Below are 20,752 nucleotides of genomic sequence, written 5' to 3'. Positions count from 1 at the left end.
GCGCTGGTGACTCTGATCGCGCGCTACCCCAAAACCATTCGACGGATCCGGCGGCCGTACCAGGCGCTGGGCCGGATCGGCGACCATGCCGTCTTCTACGTGAAGGCACTGGTGTACGCGCCGTTCGGGGCCTGGCACTACCGTCGTGAGACCGTCCGGCTCATCGCCGAGATCAGCATGGGCTCCGGGGCGCTGGCGGTGTTCGGCGGAACGGTGGTGATCGTCGGATTCCTCACCTTGGCCACCGGCGGCACCCTCGCCGTCCAGGGCTACAGCTCGCTGGGCAACATCGGCATCGAAGCGCTGACCGGCTTCCTGTCGGCGTTCATCAACGTGCGCATCTCGGCGCCGGTGGTCGCGGGCATCGGACTGGCGGCGACCTTCGGCGCCGGGGCCACCGCGCAGCTGGGCGCGATGCGGATCAACGAGGAGATCGACGCGCTCGAATCGCTGGCGATCGAACCCATCCCGTACCTCGTCGGCACCAGGATCGTCGCGGGCATGATCGCGATCGTCCCGCTGTACGCCCTCGCGGTCATCGCGTCGTTCATCGCGAGCAGGGTGACCACCGTCGTGCTGCTCGGTCAGTCCGCCGGGTTGTACGACCACTACTTCGGGACCTTCCTGAACCCCATCGACCTGGTGTGGTCGTTCCTGCAAGCGATCCTGATGGCCCTGACCATCCTGTTGATCCACACCTACTTCGGCTACTTCGCCAGCGGGGGACCGTCCGGTGTCGGCATCGCGGTGGGAAACGCCGTGCGGACGTCGCTGATCGGGGTCGTGTCGGTGACGCTGCTGGTGTCGCTGGCGGTCTACGGCGCCAACGGAAACTTCGATCTGTCCGGTTGAGAGGTGCCGATGTTGTCGACGATGAAGTCGTTCGCCCGGGCGACGGCCCGCCCCGCCGCCGGGCTCACCTCGATCGCCGTGGGAATCGCGGTGATCGGCCTGAGCGTGACCATGTTCAACGGCGGATTCGCCGACACCGTGCCGGTGACCGTGCTGTCGCCGCGCGCCGGACTGGTGATGTATCCGGACGCCGATGTCAAGATGCGTGGCGTCACGGTGGGCAAGGTCGAGTCGATCGGCGAACGCGCCGACGGGCTCGCGTCGATCCGGCTGGCGATCGATGCCGGACAGCTGCGCCTCATTCCCGCCGACGTGCGGGTCGACATCGCCTCCACGACGGTGTTCGGCGCGAAATTCGTGCAGCTCGTCCCGCCCGAACATCCCGCGGCGCAGGCGATGCGGGCCGGGCAGGTGCTCGACGCCGAGCACGTCACGGTGGAGATCAACACCGTGTTCCAGCAACTGACCACGGTGCTCGGGCGCATCGAGCCGGAGAAGCTCAACGAGACGCTCGGCGCGATCGCCGCCGCCACCGGCGGACGCGGCGACAAGCTGGGCCTGATGCTCGGCGACCTGGAGAACTTCCTCGCGCGGCTGGAGCCGGGACTGCCCGCGCTGCGCGCGGATCTCGCCATGGCGCCGCCGGTGTTGAACGCCTATGCCGACGCGACCGACCCGTTGCTGGAGACCGCACGCAACGCAAGCGCGATCAGCCGGACGATCATGGACGAACAACACAATCTCGACGCCCTGCTGATCGGGCTGATCGGCTTGTCGGACACCGGAACTCCGGTGCTCGCCGACAACCATGCCGCGCTGGACAGCGCGCTGACAGCGCTGGTGCCGACCACCACGCTCACCAACGAATACCACGAGGCGCTGACCTGCGCGCTCGACGGTCTCGGGTGGCTGTCGCGGTCGAAACCGGTCGACGTGCCAGGGCTCGGCCTGTCGGCGAACTTCCTGTTCGGCACCGAACCGTACCGGTATCCGCGCAATCTGCCGAAGGTGGCCGCCACAGGAGGTCCGCAGTGCTCGGTGCTGCCGGTCCCGTACGAGGGGCGGCCGCCGTTCGTCGTCGCCGATGTCGGCGCCAACCCCTTCGAGGAGGGAAACCAGACCGTGGAGCTGAACGTCGGCAACCTGCCGCAGGCGTTGTTCGGCCCCTACGCCGGGCAACCGGGCCACGGCGGTCCGCGATGAGCCCGCGCACTTCACCGCTGCTGAAATTCGGTGTATTCGCGGCGGTCATGCTCGTGCTGTCCGGATTCCTGCTGCTCGTGTTCGGCCAATACCGCAGCGGATCGCGCGTGGAGTACGCCGCGGTGTTCACCGACTCGTCCGGGTTGCGTCCGGGCGACACCGTCCGGATCGCCGGCGTCGAGGTGGGCACGGTCCGGCGGGTGTCGTTGCGTGACGACCACAAGGTCAGGGTGAGTTTCGACGCGGAGCGCGGCGTCGCGCTGACGAACGGCACGGCGGTGGCCGTCCGGTATCTCAACCTCGTGGGCGACCGCTATCTGGAACTGTCCGACACCGCCGGACCGGCCGGAATCCTGGCCGCGGGCACCGAGATCCCGGTCGAGCGGACGTCGCCCGCGCTCGACCTCGACCTGCTGCTCGGCGGCCTGAAGCCGGTGATCCAAGGCTTGGACGCCCGCGAGGTGAACGCGTTGACCTGGTCGTTGCTGGAGATCTTCCAAGGCAAGGAGGGCACGCTCGACTCGCTGCTGTCGCGCACCTCCGCGTTCACCACCGCGCTCGCCGGCCACGCCGAGGTGATCCAGCAGCTGATCGATCACCTCGGCACCGTCATGGCGACGCTGGCGAAAGACGGCGACCAGTTCGCGGGCACCATCGATCGGCTCGAACAGCTCGTCACGCACCTGTCCGAGGATCGCGATCCGATCGCCGCGGCGATCGACGCCCTGGACAACGGCACCGCGACCATCGCCGATCTGCTGACCGGGGCCCGGCCGCCGCTGGCAGGCACTGTCGACCAGCTGGCGCGGCTGGCTCCGCTGGTCGACCAGGACAAGCGGCTGCTCGACGACGCCTTGCAGCGAGCCCCGGGAAACTTCCGCAAACTGGTGCGCACCGGCGCCTACGGCAACTTCGTCCAGTACTACATCTGCGCGGTCACGGTCCGGGTGACCGACGACTCGGGGCAGGTGGCGGTGCTGCCCTGGATCAAGCAGGAAACCGGAAGGTGCAGCGGATAGCCATGCTGGAGTACCGCGGAAGCCATCTGGCCCGGCACGGGGTGATCGGCGTCGTGCTCGCGATCTGCGTCATCGCGATCGGGCTGCAATCCCAGCGATTCCTCGAGTGGGCCGACAGCGTGCGATACCAGGCCGTCTTCAGCGAGGCGGGCGGGCTCGCGGCCGGCGACGACGTGCTCGTCTCCGGCATGCGAGTGGGCCGGGTGTCGGATGTCTCGCTGCGCGGGGGCGACGCCTGGGTCACGTTCGCGATCGATGAGACCATCCGGCTCGGGGACGACAGCGCGGCGCACATCAAAACCGGTTCGCTGCTGGGAAAGCGGGTGCTGACCCTGGTCTCCGCCGGGGAACACACCCTGCGGCCGTCGGGCGTCATCCCGCTGGAGCGGACGTCCTCGCCCTATTCGCTGACCGACGCGGTGGGCGATCTGGCCGCCAACGTCTCGCAGATCGACACCGGCGCGCTCAACCGGTCACTGGACATGCTGTCGGCGACACTGGACCGGATCGCGCCGCAGCTGGGCCCGGCGTTCGACGGGCTGACCCGGCTGTCCCGGTCGATCAACAGCCGCAACGGCTCGCTACGCGACATGCTGCACGCCACCGCCGATGTGACCGCGATTCTCGGGCAGCGCGGCGAACAGGTGAACACCCTGATACTGAACGCGAATTCGCTGCTCGGCGTGCTGGCCGCGCGCAGGCAGGCGATCGTCGACCTGCTTGCCAACACCGCCGCGGTGGCCACGCAACTCTCCGGCCTGGTCGCCGATAACGAAGCCGAGCTCGCGCCGACCCTGGACCGGCTGAATTCGGTGGTGGCGATGCTGGAGAAGAACCGCGACAACATCGCGGCGGCGATTCCCGGCCTGGCGAAAGTCGCGCTCACCCAGGGCGAAGCCGTGTCCGGCGGGCCGTTCTACAACGCCTACGTCGCGAATCTGATCCCGGCCCAGCTCATCCAGCCCGCCATCGATCAGGCCTTCGGCATCCAGCCGCCCAGCCAGTTCCCGATTCCGACGCCGGAGCCGCCCCGATGAAGAAGAGAATCCTGGCAGCGGTGCTGGCTTTGTCGCTGATCGTCATCGGCGCTCACCTCGGATACCGGGCCGCGTTCGGCCCCAGGACGATTCGTGCGGTCTTCGCTTCCGCCACCGCCATCTACCAGGGCGATGAGGTGCGCGTGGCGGGTGTGGAAGTCGGGCGGATCGTCTCCATCCAACCGCGCGGTACCAGTGCCGAGATGGTGCTGGCCGTCGACCGCGACGTACCGATTCCGGCCGACGCCAAGGCGGTGATCGTCGCCCGGAGTCTCGTCGGCGCCCGCTACGTGCAGCTGACGCCCGCCTACCGCTCGCAAGGACCGACGCTGCCCGACGGAGCGGTCATCCCCTTGGAACGCACCGCCGTCCCGGTCGAATGGGACGAGGTCAAGACCCAGCTCACCCGGCTGGCCACCGAACTCGGTCCCGGACTCGACCTGGCAGGCAGTTCCACCGGCCGGTTCATCGACCGCGCGGCGGACGCGATGGCGGGCAACGGCGACAAGTTGCGGCAGACACTGGCGCAGCTGTCCGGGATCGGGCGGGTACTGGCCGAGGGCAGCGGCGACATCGTCGGCATCATCACCGAACTGCAGCACTTCGTGACGGTGCTGCGCGACAGCGATGTGCAGATCGTCGAATTCCAGAACCGGCTGGCCAGCCTCTCGAGCGTGCTCGACGACAGCAGATCCGAGCTGGACGCCGCGCTGTCGGAACTGTCGGTCGCGGTCGCGGACGTCCAGCGGTTCGTGGCCGCCAACCGCAGCGGCGCGTCCGAACAGGTTCAGCGGCTGGCGGAGGTGACCCGGAATCTGGTGGATCACCGCGGCGACGTCGAGGAACTGCTGCACATTTTCCCGACGAGCATCGCCAACTTCTACAACATCTACAACCCCGACACCGCGACCGAAGCGGGCGTATTCGTCGTGAACAACTTCTCCAGTCCGGTGCAATTCGTGTGCTCGTCCATCGCGAGCCTGGAGCAGACGACGACCGCGGAGGCGGCGCGCAAGTGCCGCGATTACCTCGGCCCGGTGATCGGGCTGCTGAACTTCAATTACCTGCCGTTCCCGGTCAATCCGCTGCACGGACCGACCGCGCGCCCGGAAAGTCTCATCTACACCGAAGATCATTTGATTCCGCAGGTGGTGGCGACCGAGAGTCCTCCGCCGCCCCTGCCGGGCATCGCGGACATCCTGTTCCCCGGCGGAAGGCGTTGACGTGAGAATTCTTCCGAGACGGGGTGGCCGACTGCTGGCGGTGGGCGCCTGTTCGCTGCTGACGCTCACCGGATGCGGCTGGCACGGAGTGAATTCGCTGCCACTGCCGGGTGCGCCCGGACAGGGGCCTGGAGCGAAAGTCATCCAGGTCGAGATGGCGAATGTCGGTACGCTGGTGTCGAATTCGCCGGTACTCGTCGACGACGTGGTCGTCGGCAGTGTGAGCGGGATCCGGCTCGACGGGTGGCACGCGGTGGTCGAGGCGTCGATCCGCGCGGACGCGGTGGTGCCCGCGAACGTCGTCGCGACGATCGGGCAGACCAGCCTGCTCGGTTCCAGTCACCTCGCGCTGAACACTCCCGCGGGGGCCGCGCCGTCCGGGCAGCTCGCCTCGGGAACCCGGATTCCGCTCGACAAGTCCTCGACCTATCCCTCCACCGAACAGACGTTGGCGTCGCTGTCGGTGGTCGTGAACGGCGGCGGGCTCGGACAGCTCGGTGAGATCATCGGCAACCTGAACGAGGCCTTCAGCGGGCATCAGGACCAGATCGGTTCGCTGCTGGTACGCCTCGACACGATGATGGGCGTGCTCGACGGTCAACGCGACGACATCATCGCGTCGATCGACGCGCTCAACCGGCTGGCCGGCCGGTTCGCCGAACAGCGCGACGTCGTCACCGAGACCCTGCGACGACTTCCGCCCGCCCTCGACGTCCTGCTGGCGCAGCGGCCGAACATCACCGCGGCGCTGGATCGGCTGCGCACCTTCAGCGACACCGCCACGGCGGTGATCACCGACGTCCGAACCGATCTGCTGACGAACCTGCGCAACCTGGAGCCGACGCTGCGCGCGCTGGCCGACGTCGGCCCCCAGATCGACGCGGCGCTGGCGTACGCGACCGTGTTCCCCTACGGCCAGTCCGTCATCGACCGCGCGGTCCAGGGCGACTACCTGAACCTGTTCGCGACCGTCGATCTCACGGTGCCGCGGCTGAAACGGGAGATGCTGCTGGGCACGCCGTGGGGTGATCCGACCGCCGTGGTGCAGGCGGCGGTCGGGGACCCGGGTTACGCCCGGCAGACCTCCGACCCGCTCGGGGCCGGGATCGCGCCGCCGCCCACCGGAGGCCGCTGATGCTGCTGTCGCGTTTCGTCCGTGCCCAATTGCTGATCTTCGCTGTCCTGTCGGTGGTCGGGCTGACCACGATGGCGACCGTTTACATGCGACTGCCCAGCCTGGCGGGTGTCGGCACCATCAGCGTGTCCATGGAGCTGCCCACGACCGGTGGGCTCTATCGCTTCGGCAATGTCACCTATCGGGGCGTCGAAGTGGGCGAGGTGAGCTCGGTCGACCTGACCGGCGACGGCGTGCGGGCCACGTTGAAGATCGACAGCTCCCACCACATCCCCGCCGACCTCACCGCGGAGGTGCGCAGCGTGTCCGCGGTGGGCGAACAGTACGTCGAGCTGCGGCCCCGCACGGACTCGCCGCCCTACCTGCGCGACGGCTCGGTGATCGACCTGCGCCACACCACGGTTCCGCAGCCGGTCGGCCCGATGCTGGACGAGCTCAGCGGCCTTGTGGGCAGCATCCCGACCGACAAGCTGCACGAACTGCTCGACGAACTCTTCCGGGGCATGCGCGGGGCCCGAGACGATCTGGACTCGCTGCTGACTTCGGCGCAGACGCTGGCCGCCGAGTTGAACGGAGCCGGGGACCGGACCCGCACGCTGATCGAAGATTCCCGGCCGCTGCTGGATTCCCAGGTGCGATCCGCCGACGCCATCCGGATCTGGACGCGCAGCCTCGCCGGCGTCAGCGGTCAGCTCGTCGCCGACGACCCCCGGATCCGCGCTTTGTTGCGGTCCGGACCCGGATTCACCACGGAGGTCGCGCATTTGCTTGACTCGGTGAAGCTCACGCTGCCGATCCTGCTGTCCGACCTGACGTCCATCGGGCAACTCGGCGTGACCTACAACGCCGGGCTGGAGCAGATCCTGGTGCTGCTGCCGCCGGCGATCTCGATGATCCAGGCGGTGCAACCGAATCGCAACGCCTCCGGGCTGGGCCTGGGCGACTTCCGGCTCGGGGGCATCTCCGATCCGCCCGCCTGCACGGTCGGTTTCCTGCCGCCGTCGGCGTGGCGATCGCCGGAGGATACCGACACCATCGACACCCCGGACGGGCTGTACTGCAAACTGCCCCAGGATTCCGATATCGCGGTGCGCGGCGTGCGCAACATCCCGTGCGCGAACAACCCCGCCAAGCGGGCGCCGACCGCCGCGCTGTGCAACAGCGACGAGGAGTTCCGGCCGCTCGCCACCGAGCAACCCCTGCTGGGCCCCTACCCGCGCGACCCGGGCCTGGAAGGGCAAGGCATTCCGCCGGATGCACGCTGGTCCCCGGGAGCGCCACCACCGGCCGCGCCCGCGTCGGCTCCCGCGAACTCCGCGGGCCCCTCGATCGGCATCGCCCGATACGACCCCCGGACCGGTAACTACCTGGGCCCGGACGGCCGTCTCTACCAGCAGAGCGACCTGGCGTCCGCGCCCGGCCGGGGCTGGACCGACATGCTGCCGCACTGACCGCCGCGGTCTCGGCGATCGGCTCCGGCACGACGAGACCATGCGCGTGGCGACGGTGAGCGCGAATTCGAAGCGCCCGGGGCAGTGGCTAATTCGCGTGACTCGTGCCGCCGAATGACACATACTCGACCCGCACGAGTCGAGATCGGGGAGGTAAGGGACTTGAAGCTGGCGGAGGCGTTGACCTTGCGCGCGGATGCGGCGCGGCGGATCGAGCAGTTGCGTGCTCGCGTTGTGAGCAATGCGCGATTCCAGGAGGGGGAGGAACCCGCCGAGAACGCGGCGGCACTGCTCATCGAGGCGCAGGAGGTGCTCGGCGAGTACGAGACGCTGATCCGGCGCATCAATCGCACCAACGCCGCGGCGCGGATCGGAACCGACGGCACCTTGACCGACGCACTGGCCCGCCGGGACGCGTTGCGCCTGCGGCACTCCCTGGTCACGGCCGCCGCCGACGCGGCGGCGGGCAAGGGGCAGCCGGGGTACGCGCGCCAGCTACGGTCGGAGCTGAAGATGTTGTCCGCGTTGCCGGTGGCCGAACTGCGCGGTCAGGCCGACGACCTCGCCAGGCAGCTGCGTGAACTCGACGTGCGCATCCAGCGCTCCAACTGGGAGGTCGAGCTGCTGGACTGACCTGAGGGAGTGGAGCAGGTAGTCGTCGCGGAGGCGTGCACGAACCCGGGGCCGGACGGGATATTCCGGCCACTTTCCGGCGCACGATGGGCAGTGCGAGGGGTTCGATTCCCCTTCTCACACCGCAGCCCAGCACCGCGCACAAGAGACAGTGCACAGCACACAGCACACCACCATGTGCAGATCCGTGACGACGAGGGTGGGCAAGGGGCACTCCACGCCTCGTTATTCCCAGAGTTCCCCGCACGGCAGGAGAGGCAGGCCGGGGCGGACGTTGTCGTCGACGGTGATCACGAATCCGGTGTGGGCGCCCAACTCGGCGACCACGTCCGCGATCTGCGCCGCGCCCGCCTGGTAGTCCACGGCGAAAGCGCCGGTGTCGATGTGGATGTGCCACATGCGCGCGATATGCCGGGTCATCAGGGCGCCGATCGGGCGGAGCGTTTGCGCAGCAGGAGGGCGAGCAGCAGGACGAGTACGCCGGCGAAGGCCAGCCCGCTCAGGCGCGTGGCGCCGCTCCCGCCTGCGGCTCGGAGCAGGTCGATCGGCTCGGCCGGCTTGCGCGGCGCGGTCGCCGTGGGCGAGGCGGCCGGTGTCGCGACGTCGCCTGCTTTCGAGACCGCCTCGACGATGTCCGCTTCCGGGGTGGCCGACGCGGTGATCTCGTCGGCGAGATTGGTGGCGAACTGGCCGATGAGCGTGCCCGCCACGTCGGCGAGCGCGCCGCGCCCGAATTGCGCGGGCTTGCCGGTGATCGCCAGATCGGTGTCCACGAAAACGTCCGTGCTGCCGTCGGTTTCGACGAGTCGGCAGGTGATAGTGGCCTTGGCCGTTCCGTTGCCGCGGGTTTCGCGGCCGCGGCCCTCCAGCACGGCGATACCGGCGGCCTCGTCCTGGGAGACGACTTTGATGACGCCGCTGTAGCTCAGCCCCACGGGTCCGAGCTTGACCTTGACCTTGCCGTGGAAGTCGTCGCCCTCCCGGGAGGTGATCATCGCGCCGGGAACGCACGGGGCGATGCGCTCCAGGTCCAGCAGCACCTGCCAGGCCTGCGCAGCCGGAACCGGGATGGTGAAGGTGTTGTCGAGTTTCATGGAAGTCCTTCGGTGCTCACGCGTGCCTCGCGGGTCTCGGTCTCGGCGTTCATCGAATCGGCGGCGGCGCGCACCGCGTGGACGATGCCCTGATATCCGGTGCACCGGCACAGGTTCCCGGAAATGGCCTCGCGGATCTCGGATTCGGAGGGATCGGGGTTGTCGCGCAGGAACGCCGTGGCCGACACGATGAAGCCGGGGGTGCAGAAGCCGCACTGCAAGCCGTGCTTTTCCCGGAACGCCGCCTGCACCGGCGACAGTTCGCCGTCGGGTCCGGCGATGCCTTCGACGGTGGTGAGTTCGGCGCCGTCGGCTTGCACGGCGAACACCAGGCAGGCCCGTACGGCCTGTCCGTCGAGCATGACCGTGCAGGCCCCGCACACGCCGTGCTCGCACCCGAGATGGGTGCCGGTCAGACCGCACTTGTCGCGCAGATAGTCGGCCAAGGTGAGCCGGGGCGGCACGCGGTCCCGGCGGAGGGCGCCGTTGATGCGCACCTCGATGTCGACGTCAGTCATTCCCGGCCTCCTCTACGGCGCGCCGCCATGCGCGCGCCACCATTGCCGCTCCGACCCTGCGCCGGTAGTCGGCGGAGCCGTGCACATCCGACGAGATCGCGTTCAGTCCCGCGGTCGCGCTGTGGCCGATCTCCTCCGGCGTCGCATCGGCGGGACGCCCGATCAGCTCGGCTTCGGTCCGCGTGGCCCGCAGCGGGGTCGGCGCCAGGCCGAACAAGCCGATCGCGCACCGCTCGACGCGGGAATCCGCGTCCAGCCGGACCGCCACGGCCGCGCCCGCCATCGCGAAATCCCCACTGCGGCGCGTGAATTCCTCGATGGCGAAGCCGCATCGGCCGTGCCACACGGGGAAGACGATCGCGGTGACCAGCTCATCGGGCGCCAGGTCGGTGGTCCACATGCCGGTGAAGAACTCGGCTGCCGGGATCGTGCGCCTCCCGCGCGGCGAGAGTGTCTCGATACGGGCGTCGAGGGTCAGTGCCACCACGGGGTATTCGGCCGCGGCGTCGGCGTGCGCGATCGCGCCGCCGATCGTTCCCCGGTTGCGGATCTGGAAGTGCCCGATGAGTGGAGTGGCCCTGGCGAGCAGCGGCACTCCTCGGCGAACGTCCTCGGAGCGGCCGACCTCCGCGTGGGTGGTCGCCGCGCCGATCCGGACGGAATCTCCCTCGGTCTCGATGCCGCGCAGGTCGTCCAGGCGGCGCAGGTCGACGAGATGTTCGAAGACGGCCAGCCGCAATGCCAGCATCGGGACGAGACTCTGCCCGCCGGAGATGATCTTGGCCTCGTCACCGAGATCGGACAGGAGGGCCACGGCCTCCTCGGCGGTCGCGGGTGCGTGGTATTCGAAGCTCGCCGGCTTCATTCGGGACCCTTTCCGGCGGCACGCGCCTCGTCCAGCAGTGCCACGATCGTGGCCGGGGACAGCGGCAGCTTCGAGATCTCCACCCCGAACGGCGCCAGCGCGTCGATCACGGCGTTCAGGACGGCCGGGGTGGCCCCGATGGCCCCGCCCTCGCCGACGCCTTTGAAGTTGCCGGGACCCGGGCTCGGGGTCTCGATATGCCCCACCTCGATCGTCGGCGCTTCGGTGGCCGTCGGCAGCAGGTAGTCCAGGAAGGTGGTGGCCACCGGATTGCCGCTTTCGTCGTAGGCGAGATGCTCGTAGAGCGCGCCGCCGATGCCCTGCACGGTGCCGCCGTAGATCTGGCCTTCGACGACGTTGGGGTTGATCATCGGACCGCAGTCCTCACTGACGATGTAGCGCAGCAGCTTCACCTGTCCGGTCTCGATGTCGACCTCGCAGGTGCACACGTGGGTGGCGTTGGCCCAGATCGCCAGCTGCGGGGTCTTGTGGCGTCCGCTCGCCTCCAGCCCGGGCGGTACCCCCGGCGGCAGCGAATCGGTCTGGAAGTAGGCGATTTCGGCGATCTCGGCCAGTGACAAGCTCTTGTCGGGCGCCCCGCGGACGGTGGCCCGGCTGCGGCTGAACTCGATGTCGTCGGCGCTCGCGCCCAGCCGGTGCGCGGCGATCGCCAGGATGCGTTCGCGCAGCATCGACGCCGTGCGGGCGATCGCGCCCGCGGTCATCGAGCCGGACCGGCTGCCACCGGTACCGCCGCCGAACGGTGTGATCGCGGTGTCGCCCTGGATGGTTCGCACATCCGCCAGCTCCGCCCCGAGCGCGTCGGCGGCGAGCTGGACGACGGTGGTCTCCAAGCTGTTGCCCGCGGAGCCGCCCGCGACGTAGACGTTCACCTTGCCGCTCGGCTCGATGCGGATGGTGGCGCCCTCGGTGCTCAGGAACGGGCTGCCGCCGGTGGTCGGCTCCACATAGGTGCAGGTGCCGACGCCGAGGTAGCGGCCTTCGGCGCGGGCTCGGCGTTGCAGCTCGCGGAAGCCTTCGTAATCCAGCATCCGGACCGCTTGCTCCAGCGTTTCCAGCGGTGAGATGTTGTCGAAGGTCATGCCGTTCGGGTTCGCCCACGGCAACTCGTCACGGCGCAGCATGTTCCGCCTGCGCAGCTCGATCGGGTCGATGCCGATCTGCCGGGCGGCGTGGTCGAGCAGGATCTCGCGGGCCACCGATTCGAACTGCCACGGGCCACGGTAGGCGAGGCGGCCGACGGTGTTGGAGTACCGGAATTTCGCGGTGAACGAGGCGTCCGTGATCCGGTACGGCCCGGGGAACAGGATCCCGACCACGACCCCGCCGGTTAGCGGCGACGGCGTCGGATAGGCGCCCACGTTCTGCACGTGGTCGATGGCGGCGGCGAGGATCTTCCCTTCGCTGTCGAACGCCATCCCGACGTCGGCGTGCTCATGGCGCGACATGCCCGCGGCCATCAGGTTCTCCTGGCGGTCCTCGATCCACTTCACCGCGGTGCCGAGTTTGCGTGCCGCCAGCAGGACGCAGGCGTCCTCGCGCAACGGGACCTGCTTGAGGCCGAATCCGCCGCCGGTGTCGCGGGCGATGACGCGCACCTGGTGTTCGGCGATCCCGAGCAGCCGGGCGCAGAACCCGCGCACTTCGTGCGGTGACTGGGTGGAGCTCCAGATCGTCATCTCCGCGGTCGGCGCCGACCACTCCGCGACGATCCCGCGCGTCTCCAGCGGGACCGGCAGGTATGCCTGCTGAAAGATCGTCTGCCGCACCACATGCGCGGCCGAATCGAACAATGGCGCCAGATCGGCGGCGGGGCGTCCGCCCAATTCGCCCGCGTTGTTCCCGGCGAACGCGGCGTGCACCAGGTTCGGCGAATCCGCCGCGGTGACGTAGTCGACCACCGGTTCCAGTGGCTCGTAGTCGATGACCACCAGTTCGGCGGCATCCTCGGCCACGTACCGGTCGACCGCGATCACCAGGGCCACCGGGTCGCCGACGAACCGCACCTCCTCCTCGGCCAGCGGCGGCCGTGGCACCGGCGGGAAACCGACGATGTCCAGCGCGTAGGAGATCTCGTGGACGCCGGAATTGAGGTCCGCGGCGGTGTAGACGGCCAGCACGCCGTCGAGTTCGAGTGCGGCGGAGACATCGATGTCGCCGATCGCGGCGCGGGGGAGCGGGCTGCGGATGAAGCACGCGTGCGCCATCCCCGGCCGGGTGACGTCGTCGACGAAGGTTCCCTTGCCGGTCACCAGGCGCGCGTCCTCGATGCGCGGCACTCGCGTGCCGACGACACCGGTCGTGGTGCTGAACTCGGTCCGGGTCATCGGGGGGCTCGCAGGTGCATCGAGCGGGATCGGCCGCGGGGCGGCTCGGGCGAAGTCATCCGGTTGGTCCTCCGTTCACCTCGGGCGCCGGGCGGCGCGCCCGCATCGCGGTCGTCGCCCCGGCGAATCCGGACATCGGGGGCGGGGCCCCCGAGCCGGGGGCAAGCCTCGTGCCGGGGCGCCGATCGGTTGCCGTTCGCGAATGCTGAGCACGTGTTTAGCATCGAGGTTCGCACGCTGTCAATTCCGCCTATGTCGAAAATGATTATGACGCTAGTATTGGATGAGAATACCATTCTCACCGCTTCGGCAGGCGAAGACGCCGGACGGGGCGGGCCGGAAGGCGCCTCCGTGCGGGGCGACGATCGCCGAGAGGTTCACCATGCGCGAACTCGCTGCCCACCTGCTGCGCTGGCATGTCGCGAACGCCGAGTACGTGCTCGCCACCGTGGTACGCGTGGCCGGTAGCGCGCCCCGGCCGGCCGGCGCGACCATGGCGGTGGACGGATCCGGGAACGTGCGCGGCAGCCTGTCGGGCGGTTGTGTGGAGGGTGCGGTCTACGAGCTGTGCCGAGAGGTGCTCGCGTCCGGCGAACCCGTCCGCCGGACGTTCGGTTACAGCGACGCCGACGCCTTCGCGGTCGGCCTGACCTGTGGCGGAGAGCTGGAGATCTTCGTGCACCGGATCACCCCGAGCGAGTATCCGGCCGTCGAGGCCGCGCTCGATCCGGACGGTCCGATGACGTTCGTGCGCGACTTGGACTCCGGCGCCGTGGGCGCGCTGGGGCCCGCGAGTGCCACCGGCGCCGACTTCGATGACGCGGTGGTGCGCCAAGCGCGCGCGATGCTCGACCTCGGCGCGACCGGTGTGCGCGTCGTGGGCTGCGCGGACCGGGAGCGCACGGTGTTCGTCGAATCCTTCGCCCCCGCACCGCGCATGCTGATCTTCGGCGCCACCGATTTCGCCACCGCGCTGTGCCGGGTCGGCCGGCTGCTCGGGTACCACGTCACCGTGTGTGAGGCGCGTCCCGCCTTCGCCGATCATGCCCGGATGCCGGACGCCGACGAAGTGGTCCGGGACTGGCCGGACCGGTATCTGCGGGGCACGCAAGTCGATGCGCGCACGGTGATCTGCGTCCTGACCCACGATCCGAAGTTCGATATCCCGGTGCTCACCGAAGCGCTGCGCCTGCCCGTGGCATACGTAGGCGCGATGGGGTCGCGCCGGGCCGACCGGGACCGCAGGTTTCAGTTACGCGCCGCCGGTCTCACCGAAGACGAACTGCGGCGGCTGCATTCGCCGATCGGCTTGGAATTGGGCGGTCGGACACCGGAGGAGACGGCCGTGGCCATCGGCGCCGAGATCATCGCCGTCCGGCGCGGGGGCTCCACGCAGTCGCTGTCCAGTACGGAACGGCCTATCCACCCCGATGAAATACGGGTCGCCGCGAAAGAAGCCATCGGCATCTGACTGCGATCACTCCAGCAGTCCGTGCCTTTATCCGCCAAGATCATCGAACCGAGCAACCAGTACATCAAGTGGTTCACCTCGTAAGCAACCAGCCGGTTTTACCGAGCCCGAATCCAGACGAGCGGGCTACGCCACCTGCACCGCCGGTCACTCTCAGCCCATCGCGGGCCGCAGAGAACGAATCGACCGAGCGTAACGAAAACTTTCCTAGCGGCCATGGCTGTCCGGCCCCAGTTCCGACACTGTCGACTCCGAATCCGTCCATTCGATGACTCCCTTCCAGGCTTCGCTGAACTCGTCCAAGCCGACGCGGTGGTATCCGGCACGATCTGTGCGGCGATCAATGCCTCCAGGAACGGGCCGAGGTCTTCACCCCGGAAGGCGGCCATCTGGGTGAACGAAAACGAATGCGCGCCAACCCGACCGTCGGCATAGACCGGCGACCAGTTGCCCTGGTTGTCACTCAACCAGTGGACCGGGCTATCAAGCCACTGATCTTGCGAGTCCGGGTCGTCGGCGTCTGGCACTTGCCGTAACGCCTCGATCAATCGGTCGAGGTCATTTCCGGTCAGCTGCTCGTCGCTCATCGGGCGTGCACCTTCACGGCGTCCATGAGGCTGGAGAAGTCGCAGGCGTCGGACTCGTCGGCGTTCACGTGGACACCAAGGCAGCCCCCGGCCAACGAAAGCTCGTCGCCGCATCTCGGACAACAGATTGTGCCGTGTAGCTGCACTGCGTTACAGAGCATGGTGCCTCCGATGCCGCATCGACTCCGATATCGACCTGCGCGCGGTCCGTGCGCGGATCGACTCAACGACCACTACTCCGGACGGACGGAATGGGCCCCGGGCGGGGCTGACCCAGTACCGGAGGGAATTCAGCGATGCGGACGGCGTAGGCAGCCTGATCTCGACACCCGTACCGAGCACAGTTACCCCATGGCGAAACAGTTCGGCGCCGGTGTCGTCGAGCAGCTTCTGCGAGATGTCCGAGCGAGTCAGGAAGGTCCAGGTGCTGGACCGCGGATGGGACAGGATCGGGCCGCCGCCGAGTCGCCGCTGCTCGAGGTCGGCCTTCACGGCTTGGCCGAGAGCAATAGGCATCATTACGCCCCACACCGGCCCTGCCCGCATTGTGATCAGACCCGAGTCCGGGTCGACCACCGTGGGCAACTGACAATTCGTGCGATAGAACTGGCAACGCGACTGCGGTGTATCCGCGAAGCCCTGCACGCCCATCACGAGTTCCGCCGTTCAGGCCCGCTCGTCGAGTCCCGAAGCCGATGTCGCCCTGCCTGGCGGTTGATGAGGGTTGCCGAGTAGCCGCGGCGTTCCGACTCTGGCAGCCGGGCTTCGGCCCTGCCAGCTCTCGCTGCGGTGTTGAACGAAATGATGGCCAGCAGCCAGCCAGGCGCTTGCGGCTGGATTCTGAGATAGCCGTCTCGTCGGTAGAGGACAGCGGGCGTGGTCATTTGCACTCCTGGGCTATTCGATATCGGAATATGGGCGGCACGGGTGGCGGCGCACGCCAGCCGGCGCCAATGGATCGAGAGGAGAACGCTGTGAGCGCGACAGTGACCGAGCGGCACAAGCTGATCGGGGACGTACACCTGATGCTGGTCGACGACCAGGGGCGGTACCTGTTCGGCCGTCGGGCCGACACGGGATACGAAGATGGAAGCTGGCATCTGCCGTCCGGCCACCTCGAGTCCGGCGAGTCAGTCGTTGATGCGCTCGTCCGCGAGGCCGCCGAGGAGATCGGAGTGGTGATCGCCCCCAAAGATGTGCAATTCGCGCATGTGATGCACAACTCTAGTTCCGGCGGCCGGGCTGCGTTCTTCTTCCTGGTCCGGACCTGGGCCGGGACTCCGACCAATCAGGAACCGGACAAGTGCGATGCGCTGGAATGGTTCTCGCCAGCCGAGCTGCCCGACCGGATGATTGCGTATTGCCGGGCGGCGCTGGTCTCGATCGCCGTTGGTCAGCCGTTCTCGGTGTACGGGTGGTAGGAAGTCGCTAGTCGGGTGCCTTGTGGGGCACCCGACCTCGGCCCGGATCTACAGGATCATCCAGTCGATGAGTTGGTCGATGACCTCGCTCATCTGTTCGCGCGACATCCAATTTTTTGGCGAATCTACCGCTGATTCCCGGGCAGCGCCGCACTACCACGAGGCCGCGCCCGTGGCCGCATCCATACTGGCAGTCAGAATTGCCGCGGGTTTGGTGGCGTAGGGAACAGCGCGGCCGGACTCGGTTAGAGCGTGCAGTGCGGCAACCTTGCGCAGGTAGCAGCGGTTGGCTCGGCAGGCGACGTGGAACTGCATCATCTGGTGCGCTTGGTCGATGCTGAACCGTTCTGTCGGCGCCCGGTGGCTTTCCTGGCCGCGAAGCGCGGTCATCTGGTGAATGGCGAGTGAGTGCATGTCGGATCTCTCCTCGGTGCGGTGGTTTCCGGTCGGGGCGGTGAACGGTGGTACCCGTCACCGAGGGCTGTTTAGGCCACCGGTTCACCGCGCCGTTGGGCGACCGGTGCGCCGCGGAGGGTTACGGCGTCACCTCGGTGGCGGGTACCGACCCGACCGTAAGGGGTGTTTCGGGCCGTTCAACGGCGCAAATAGCCGAAGGTTCTGAAATATAAGGAGAACCGTATAAGCTGGGCTGCAGGGGTCAAACGCATTGCATGGCAACGAGTTCGCATATTCAATTCGATGTTGCAGATGAACGTTCAGAAGAGAGCGGGGGCGGCGGGGATGCACATGACAACGGGTGAGGTTATTCGTCGTATCCGCAAGTCGCTCGGCATGACGCAGGCTGATCTCGGTGCCATTCTCGGTTATACTCAGCCTGCAATTTCTCAGCTCGAACGCGACGGTGCCGCCGTGCACGATGTGCGAGTACTACGCCGAGTAGCCAAGGCGCTCCACATACCGCTTGCCATACTGGTTGTGGAGTCGAACGAGGAGGCGGATGTGAACCGTCGCAACTTCCTACGAACTGGTGCGATCGGTGCAGGCGTGGCCATGTCTTCGGCGGCGAGTCGTTCCGCGCAGGCCACCTCGTCAACAGCGGGCAGCGTCCGAATCGGCGCTGGTGAGGTTGCCGAGATCAACGCAACGGTGAACGAGATTCACGAGCTGGACCTACTGGTAGGTGGCGACCGGCTGTGCCATGTCGCGGCCAACGAAGTGCGCTACGTCGTCCAGCTGCTGGACAACGGCACGTACAGCGATGACGTTGGCCGAACACTGACCAGCGCTGCAGCCGAGATGATGGTTGCGGCGGGTTGGGTTCACTACGACGCGGGACGCTTGGAGGATGCGCGTCGCTACTACGCCGACGCCGCCCAAGCCGCCACCGCAGCCAGTGATGGAATCGCAGTCGCGCATGCGTTGGGTAACGCCAGTTCGCTGCTTACCGAGCTGAACGGCGGCACCCCTGCGGGAACTAGGCAAGCGGTGCAGTACGCCCAGACTGCCTCGCGGGCAGCGATGAGTCACGGTGGCCCGAGGCTGCGCTCGCTCATGGCGATTCGGGAAGCCGACGCCTTAGGAATGCAAGATCCGGTCGGAAATAGAACGGCTGTCACCGATGCGCTGAGTCGGGCCTACCGTGCGTACGAATCCAGTCGGGGGTTCGACCCTGAATGGGTCTATCTGCCTGATGCACTGCTGAGCGGCATGACCGGCATGATGCAGATGTACCTCGGTGACCACAAAGCCGCCTCGGAACAGATCAGAGCGGCCATCGAGGGATCGTCGGCATGGCCGCGCGAGCAAGCCGAGTGGTACGTGCTGCTCAGCCGCAACCTGGTCAGAGCCGGCGAGATTGGTGAAGGCTGCCGGGTTCTGACGAACCATTTCGACGGCATCAGCCAGATTGCCTCCACCCGTGTGCACCAGAAGTTGAATGGCATAGCCACTGCCGTTCGACCGCATGCCGCAGTACCCGAAGTTCGGGAGTTTCTGGGGATTTGGGCGGAGCGCTCCTCGTAACGTGCGACAGCCGGACGATCGAGGCAGTCAGGGATACAAATGCTTGGCCCGATCGAGCGTTCGATGCGTGTCGCTCACGACGTGGACCATTTCGATAATTTCGTCTTGATCAAACGCTGGATAAAAGCAGGCTGATCTTACGCCGCGTGCCAGGGCTAGGGTGCGTCCCTATGGTCGTCGTTGTCTCATCGCCTTACCGATCAACACGCGGGCTGCTTCCCCCACGACGGCCTGATTCAGAAGAGTCCGGAATGCTTGCTCGTAGAGGATGAGTTCACGCGGCTGCGTGATGGTCAGCTCAGCCGTGATGGTCTCGACGTGGACCACCTTGCGATCGAAGATGACGAAGTTCGTCGTCGGCACCTGGTAGTCGGACATGGTCGGGATCATGCTGACGACGACATTCGGTCGACGCGTCATTGCGAGCAGGTGGTCTAGCTGACCGATCATCACGCTGTCCGTGCCAACCGTGGTGTACAAGACTTGCTCGGCCAGAACGAAGTTGAACCGGTGGTTGCCGCGCTGCAGGACCTGCTGGCGGTCGAGGCGGGCCGCTATTCCGTCCTCCAGCGGTTCGTCGTGGCCATAGAACGCGGTCACTTTGCCGAGTAGTGCTCGCATGTAGTCCTGGGTTTGGAGAAGGCCCGGCATGATGACCGGCTCGAACCAGCGAGTCAGGCGCGTCTCCTCCTCCAGCGTGTGGAGTTGCTGCTGCTTGCGCTTGATACCGGCGATTCGCTTCCATTCGACATACGCCGCTTCGACGTTGCGCAGGGTGGCAATAAGGTCGGCTACCTGCTGCTCGGCCTTGCAGTGTCGGCACCAAACGCGGATGTCATCCTCGGATGGCGTCTGCTTACCACCCTCGATCTTCGACACCTTCGAGGAATGCCATCCGGCTAGCTCGGCCAGCTGGACACCAGAGAGGCCCGCGTCTTTGCGGAGATCCCGAAGCCGGGCGCCTAACGCCTCTCTGGCACCACGAACGCTGGAGCTGGTCACTTGGCAGCGGCGTAGTCGCTCTCGACGTACTCGGCGTGCGGGATTCCCACGTCCCACACCTTGTCGCGCACCGCCGTGCAGTGGGCCGCAATCACCGAATCGTCGGTAACGGCAAACCCGCCGAAGTCACCATCCTCCTTGAAGGTGACGAAGACTACCAGGCGGTCATCGAACAACCAGTAGTCGTCACTGGCCAACTCGGCTGGGTTGATCAGAAGACGGGGAAGCCACTTGATCTCCTCGCCCGCCTCGATGTTCAAGGGGGCGATCGTGAGACCAAACCGCGTGTAATCGACATGCGGCACACTGACCAGCCGGACCCGATGGACCCGCTTGCCGGTCGACGTGACGTCCTTTATGAGGTCATCCCAGGAACGGCACCATTCGTAGTTGTCGGGCTCCCCAGCGAGAAACTTGCGGAAGGGTTCGTGCTCGTCGGCGACAAAGTACTCGTCTCGGGTCTCCAGGTGAAAGGCCCGCTCCCACTCACCTGCGCGGAAGAGATCGACAAACTCCTCACCCCGGATCAGCTTCATACGGGCCGAATCTCCTTTCCCTTCGCCACCTCGATGGCAGTTTCATGGTCGGGCAGATTCATCTGCTGCAGGGCTCCCGAATCGGTCACTGGGGTCCCACTGAGCGTGAAGGTACCGCGGCCGGTATCCGTCAGCTTGGTGCCGAGGCAGGTTCCTGGTTCGAGAAATCCCAGCAGCATGTGAGGAATCTCGATCGCAGAACCATCAGGACAAATGCGCCACCCCTGGATGACATATGTCCCGTGGTCAGAGACGAAAAGCGTTGGGCACGTGCCGTTCTGACTACCAACACCGAGGCATCGTAAACGCATGGCGACCGTCCTGGATCTCGTAGTGCCTGAATTTGCTCGAGCAACGTCATCGTGGCTGGTCTC

At 67.1% G+C, this 20,752-nt stretch carries 20 protein-coding genes; 11 read left to right on the top strand and 9 right to left on the bottom strand.

The genetic code is table 11. The features are described from left to right. The first annotated feature begins 6 nt into the window (after positions 1–6). The 8 genes from ON29_RS00245 (at position 7) to ON29_RS00210 (ending at position 8,553) form a co-directional block, all read left to right on the top strand. Positions 7–852 carry an MlaE family ABC transporter permease gene (locus ON29_RS00245; protein ID WP_373283831.1) on the top strand — a complete coding sequence of 282 codons (846 nt, stop codon included), beginning with the start codon at positions 7–9 and terminating at the stop codon, positions 850–852. Positions 853–873: 21 nt separating this feature from the next. Then, positions 874–2,055, top strand: coding sequence for an MCE family protein (locus tag ON29_RS00240; protein ID WP_040864103.1), 1,182 nt, complete (start codon positions 874–876; stop codon positions 2,053–2,055). Further along, complete coding sequence (locus ON29_RS00235; RefSeq protein WP_040864048.1) at positions 2,052–3,074, top strand: MCE family protein; 1,023 nt, start codon at positions 2,052–2,054, stop codon at positions 3,072–3,074. The genes ON29_RS00240 and ON29_RS00235 overlap by 4 nt, the downstream gene beginning before the upstream one ends. 2 nt (positions 3,075–3,076) lie before the next feature. After that, on the top strand, positions 3,077–4,111 hold the full coding sequence (locus ON29_RS00230; RefSeq protein ID WP_040864047.1) for an MCE family protein: 1,035 nt from the start codon (positions 3,077–3,079) through the stop codon (positions 4,109–4,111). Next, a complete protein-coding gene (locus tag ON29_RS00225) occupies positions 4,108–5,334 on the top strand; it encodes an MCE family protein (RefSeq protein WP_051174722.1) in 1,227 nt (408 codons plus the stop codon). The genes ON29_RS00230 and ON29_RS00225 overlap by 4 nt, the downstream gene beginning before the upstream one ends. Position 5,335: 1 nt before the next feature. After that, positions 5,336–6,469 (top strand): MCE family protein, encoded by a 1,134-nt coding sequence (locus tag ON29_RS00220; protein ID WP_245548745.1) that lies wholly within the window; start codon positions 5,336–5,338, stop codon positions 6,467–6,469. Positions 6,470–6,471: 2 nt separating this feature from the next. Then, positions 6,472–7,920 (top strand): MCE family protein, encoded by a 1,449-nt coding sequence (locus tag ON29_RS00215; RefSeq protein WP_063825226.1) that lies wholly within the window; start codon positions 6,472–6,474, stop codon positions 7,918–7,920. A gap of 162 nt (positions 7,921–8,082) precedes the next feature. After that, on the top strand, positions 8,083–8,553 hold the full coding sequence (locus ON29_RS00210) for a DIP1984 family protein (protein ID WP_040864045.1): 471 nt from the start codon (positions 8,083–8,085) through the stop codon (positions 8,551–8,553). Between the two features lie 225 nt (positions 8,554–8,778). On the opposite strand, the gene ON29_RS00205 is transcribed toward ON29_RS00210, so the two are convergent. From ON29_RS00205 to ON29_RS00185, 5 genes are read right to left on the bottom strand one after another with little or no spacing between them, the layout of a single operon-like run. Beyond that, a complete protein-coding gene (locus tag ON29_RS00205; protein ID WP_040864044.1) occupies positions 8,779–8,973 on the bottom strand; it encodes a hypothetical protein in 195 nt (64 codons plus the stop codon). Continuing rightward, the gene (locus ON29_RS00200; protein ID WP_040864043.1) at positions 8,973–9,647 is read right to left on the bottom strand and encodes an SRPBCC family protein; all 675 of its coding nucleotides are present in this window, start codon (positions 9,645–9,647) and stop codon (positions 8,973–8,975) included. Before ON29_RS00200 ends, ON29_RS00205 begins: the two co-directional genes overlap by 1 nt. After that, complete coding sequence (locus ON29_RS00195; protein ID WP_040864042.1) at positions 9,644–10,165, bottom strand: (2Fe-2S)-binding protein; 522 nt, start codon at positions 10,163–10,165, stop codon at positions 9,644–9,646. Before ON29_RS00195 ends, ON29_RS00200 begins: the two co-directional genes overlap by 4 nt. Then, on the bottom strand, positions 10,158–11,030 hold the full coding sequence (locus ON29_RS00190) for an FAD binding domain-containing protein (RefSeq protein WP_040864041.1): 873 nt from the start codon (positions 11,028–11,030) through the stop codon (positions 10,158–10,160). Before ON29_RS00190 ends, ON29_RS00195 begins: the two co-directional genes overlap by 8 nt. Then, positions 11,027–13,378, bottom strand: coding sequence for a xanthine dehydrogenase family protein molybdopterin-binding subunit (locus ON29_RS00185; RefSeq protein WP_040864040.1), 2,352 nt, complete (start codon positions 13,376–13,378; stop codon positions 11,027–11,029). Before ON29_RS00185 ends, ON29_RS00190 begins: the two co-directional genes overlap by 4 nt. Positions 13,379–13,760: 382 nt before the next feature. Between ON29_RS00185 and ON29_RS00180 the strand changes: the two genes are divergently transcribed. Then, positions 13,761–14,849: an XdhC family protein gene (locus ON29_RS00180; protein ID WP_040864039.1), complete on the top strand. Its 1,089-nt coding sequence runs from the start codon at positions 13,761–13,763 to the stop codon at positions 14,847–14,849. A gap of 1,561 nt (positions 14,850–16,410) precedes the next feature. After that, on the top strand, positions 16,411–16,857 hold the full coding sequence (locus ON29_RS00170; RefSeq protein WP_245548743.1) for an NUDIX hydrolase: 447 nt from the start codon (positions 16,411–16,413) through the stop codon (positions 16,855–16,857). Between the two features lie 153 nt (positions 16,858–17,010). Here ON29_RS00170 and ON29_RS00165 read toward each other — a convergent pair whose 3' ends face one another. Further along, positions 17,011–17,271, bottom strand: a complete 261-nt coding sequence (locus ON29_RS00165; protein WP_040864037.1) for a hypothetical protein — start codon at positions 17,269–17,271, stop codon at positions 17,011–17,013. A gap of 285 nt (positions 17,272–17,556) precedes the next feature. On the opposite strand from ON29_RS00165, the gene ON29_RS00160 reads away from it, so the two are divergent. Then, positions 17,557–18,840, top strand: coding sequence for a helix-turn-helix domain-containing protein (locus ON29_RS00160; RefSeq protein ID WP_040864036.1), 1,284 nt, complete (start codon positions 17,557–17,559; stop codon positions 18,838–18,840). A gap of 168 nt (positions 18,841–19,008) precedes the next feature. Here the strand turns inward: ON29_RS00160 and ON29_RS00155 are convergent, their stop codons facing one another. From ON29_RS00155 to ON29_RS36800, 3 genes are read right to left on the bottom strand one after another with little or no spacing between them, the layout of a single operon-like run. Next, complete coding sequence (locus ON29_RS00155; RefSeq protein ID WP_040864035.1) at positions 19,009–19,842, bottom strand: helix-turn-helix domain-containing protein; 834 nt, start codon at positions 19,840–19,842, stop codon at positions 19,009–19,011. Next, positions 19,839–20,378, bottom strand: coding sequence for a DUF6879 family protein (locus ON29_RS00150; protein WP_040864034.1), 540 nt, complete (start codon positions 20,376–20,378; stop codon positions 19,839–19,841). Before ON29_RS00150 ends, ON29_RS00155 begins: the two co-directional genes overlap by 4 nt. Next, complete coding sequence (locus tag ON29_RS36800) at positions 20,375–20,557, bottom strand: hypothetical protein (protein ID WP_245548741.1); 183 nt, start codon at positions 20,555–20,557, stop codon at positions 20,375–20,377. Before ON29_RS36800 ends, ON29_RS00150 begins: the two co-directional genes overlap by 4 nt. Positions 20,558–20,752: the final 195 nt, after the last annotated feature.

The organism is Nocardia exalbida NBRC 100660 (genome assembly GCF_000308575.1).
GTDB lineage: Bacteria > Actinomycetota > Actinomycetes > Mycobacteriales > Mycobacteriaceae > Nocardia > Nocardia exalbida.
This window is presented reverse-complemented; position numbering and strand designations above follow the sequence as displayed.

Coding starts and splice junctions, on each gene's coding strand:
- ON29_RS00200 (WP_040864043.1), bottom strand. CDS start 9,647: ATGAAACTCGACAACACCTTCACCATCCCGGTTCCGGCTGCGCAGGCC.
- ON29_RS36800 (WP_245548741.1), bottom strand. CDS start 20,557: ATGCTGCTGGGATTTCTCGAACCAGGAACCTGCCTCGGCACCAAGCTG.
- ON29_RS00235 (WP_040864048.1), top strand. CDS start 2,052: ATGAGCCCGCGCACTTCACCGCTGCTGAAATTCGGTGTATTCGCGGCG.
- ON29_RS00150 (WP_040864034.1), bottom strand. CDS start 20,378: ATGAAGCTGATCCGGGGTGAGGAGTTTGTCGATCTCTTCCGCGCAGGT.
- ON29_RS00160 (WP_040864036.1), top strand. CDS start 17,557: ATGTTGCAGATGAACGTTCAGAAGAGAGCGGGGGCGGCGGGGATGCAC.
- ON29_RS00205 (WP_040864044.1), bottom strand. CDS start 8,973: ATGACCCGGCATATCGCGCGCATGTGGCACATCCACATCGACACCGGC.
- ON29_RS00180 (WP_040864039.1), top strand. CDS start 13,761: ATGCGCGAACTCGCTGCCCACCTGCTGCGCTGGCATGTCGCGAACGCC.
- ON29_RS00195 (WP_040864042.1), bottom strand. CDS start 10,165: ATGACTGACGTCGACATCGAGGTGCGCATCAACGGCGCCCTCCGCCGG.
- ON29_RS00165 (WP_040864037.1), bottom strand. CDS start 17,271: ATGCACTCACTCGCCATTCACCAGATGACCGCGCTTCGCGGCCAGGAA.
- ON29_RS00240 (WP_040864103.1), top strand. CDS start 874: ATGAAGTCGTTCGCCCGGGCGACGGCCCGCCCCGCCGCCGGGCTCACC.
- ON29_RS00230 (WP_040864047.1), top strand. CDS start 3,077: ATGCTGGAGTACCGCGGAAGCCATCTGGCCCGGCACGGGGTGATCGGC.
- ON29_RS00190 (WP_040864041.1), bottom strand. CDS start 11,030: ATGAAGCCGGCGAGCTTCGAATACCACGCACCCGCGACCGCCGAGGAG.
- ON29_RS00225 (WP_051174722.1), top strand. CDS start 4,108: ATGAAGAAGAGAATCCTGGCAGCGGTGCTGGCTTTGTCGCTGATCGTC.
- ON29_RS00185 (WP_040864040.1), bottom strand. CDS start 13,378: ATGACCCGGACCGAGTTCAGCACCACGACCGGTGTCGTCGGCACGCGA.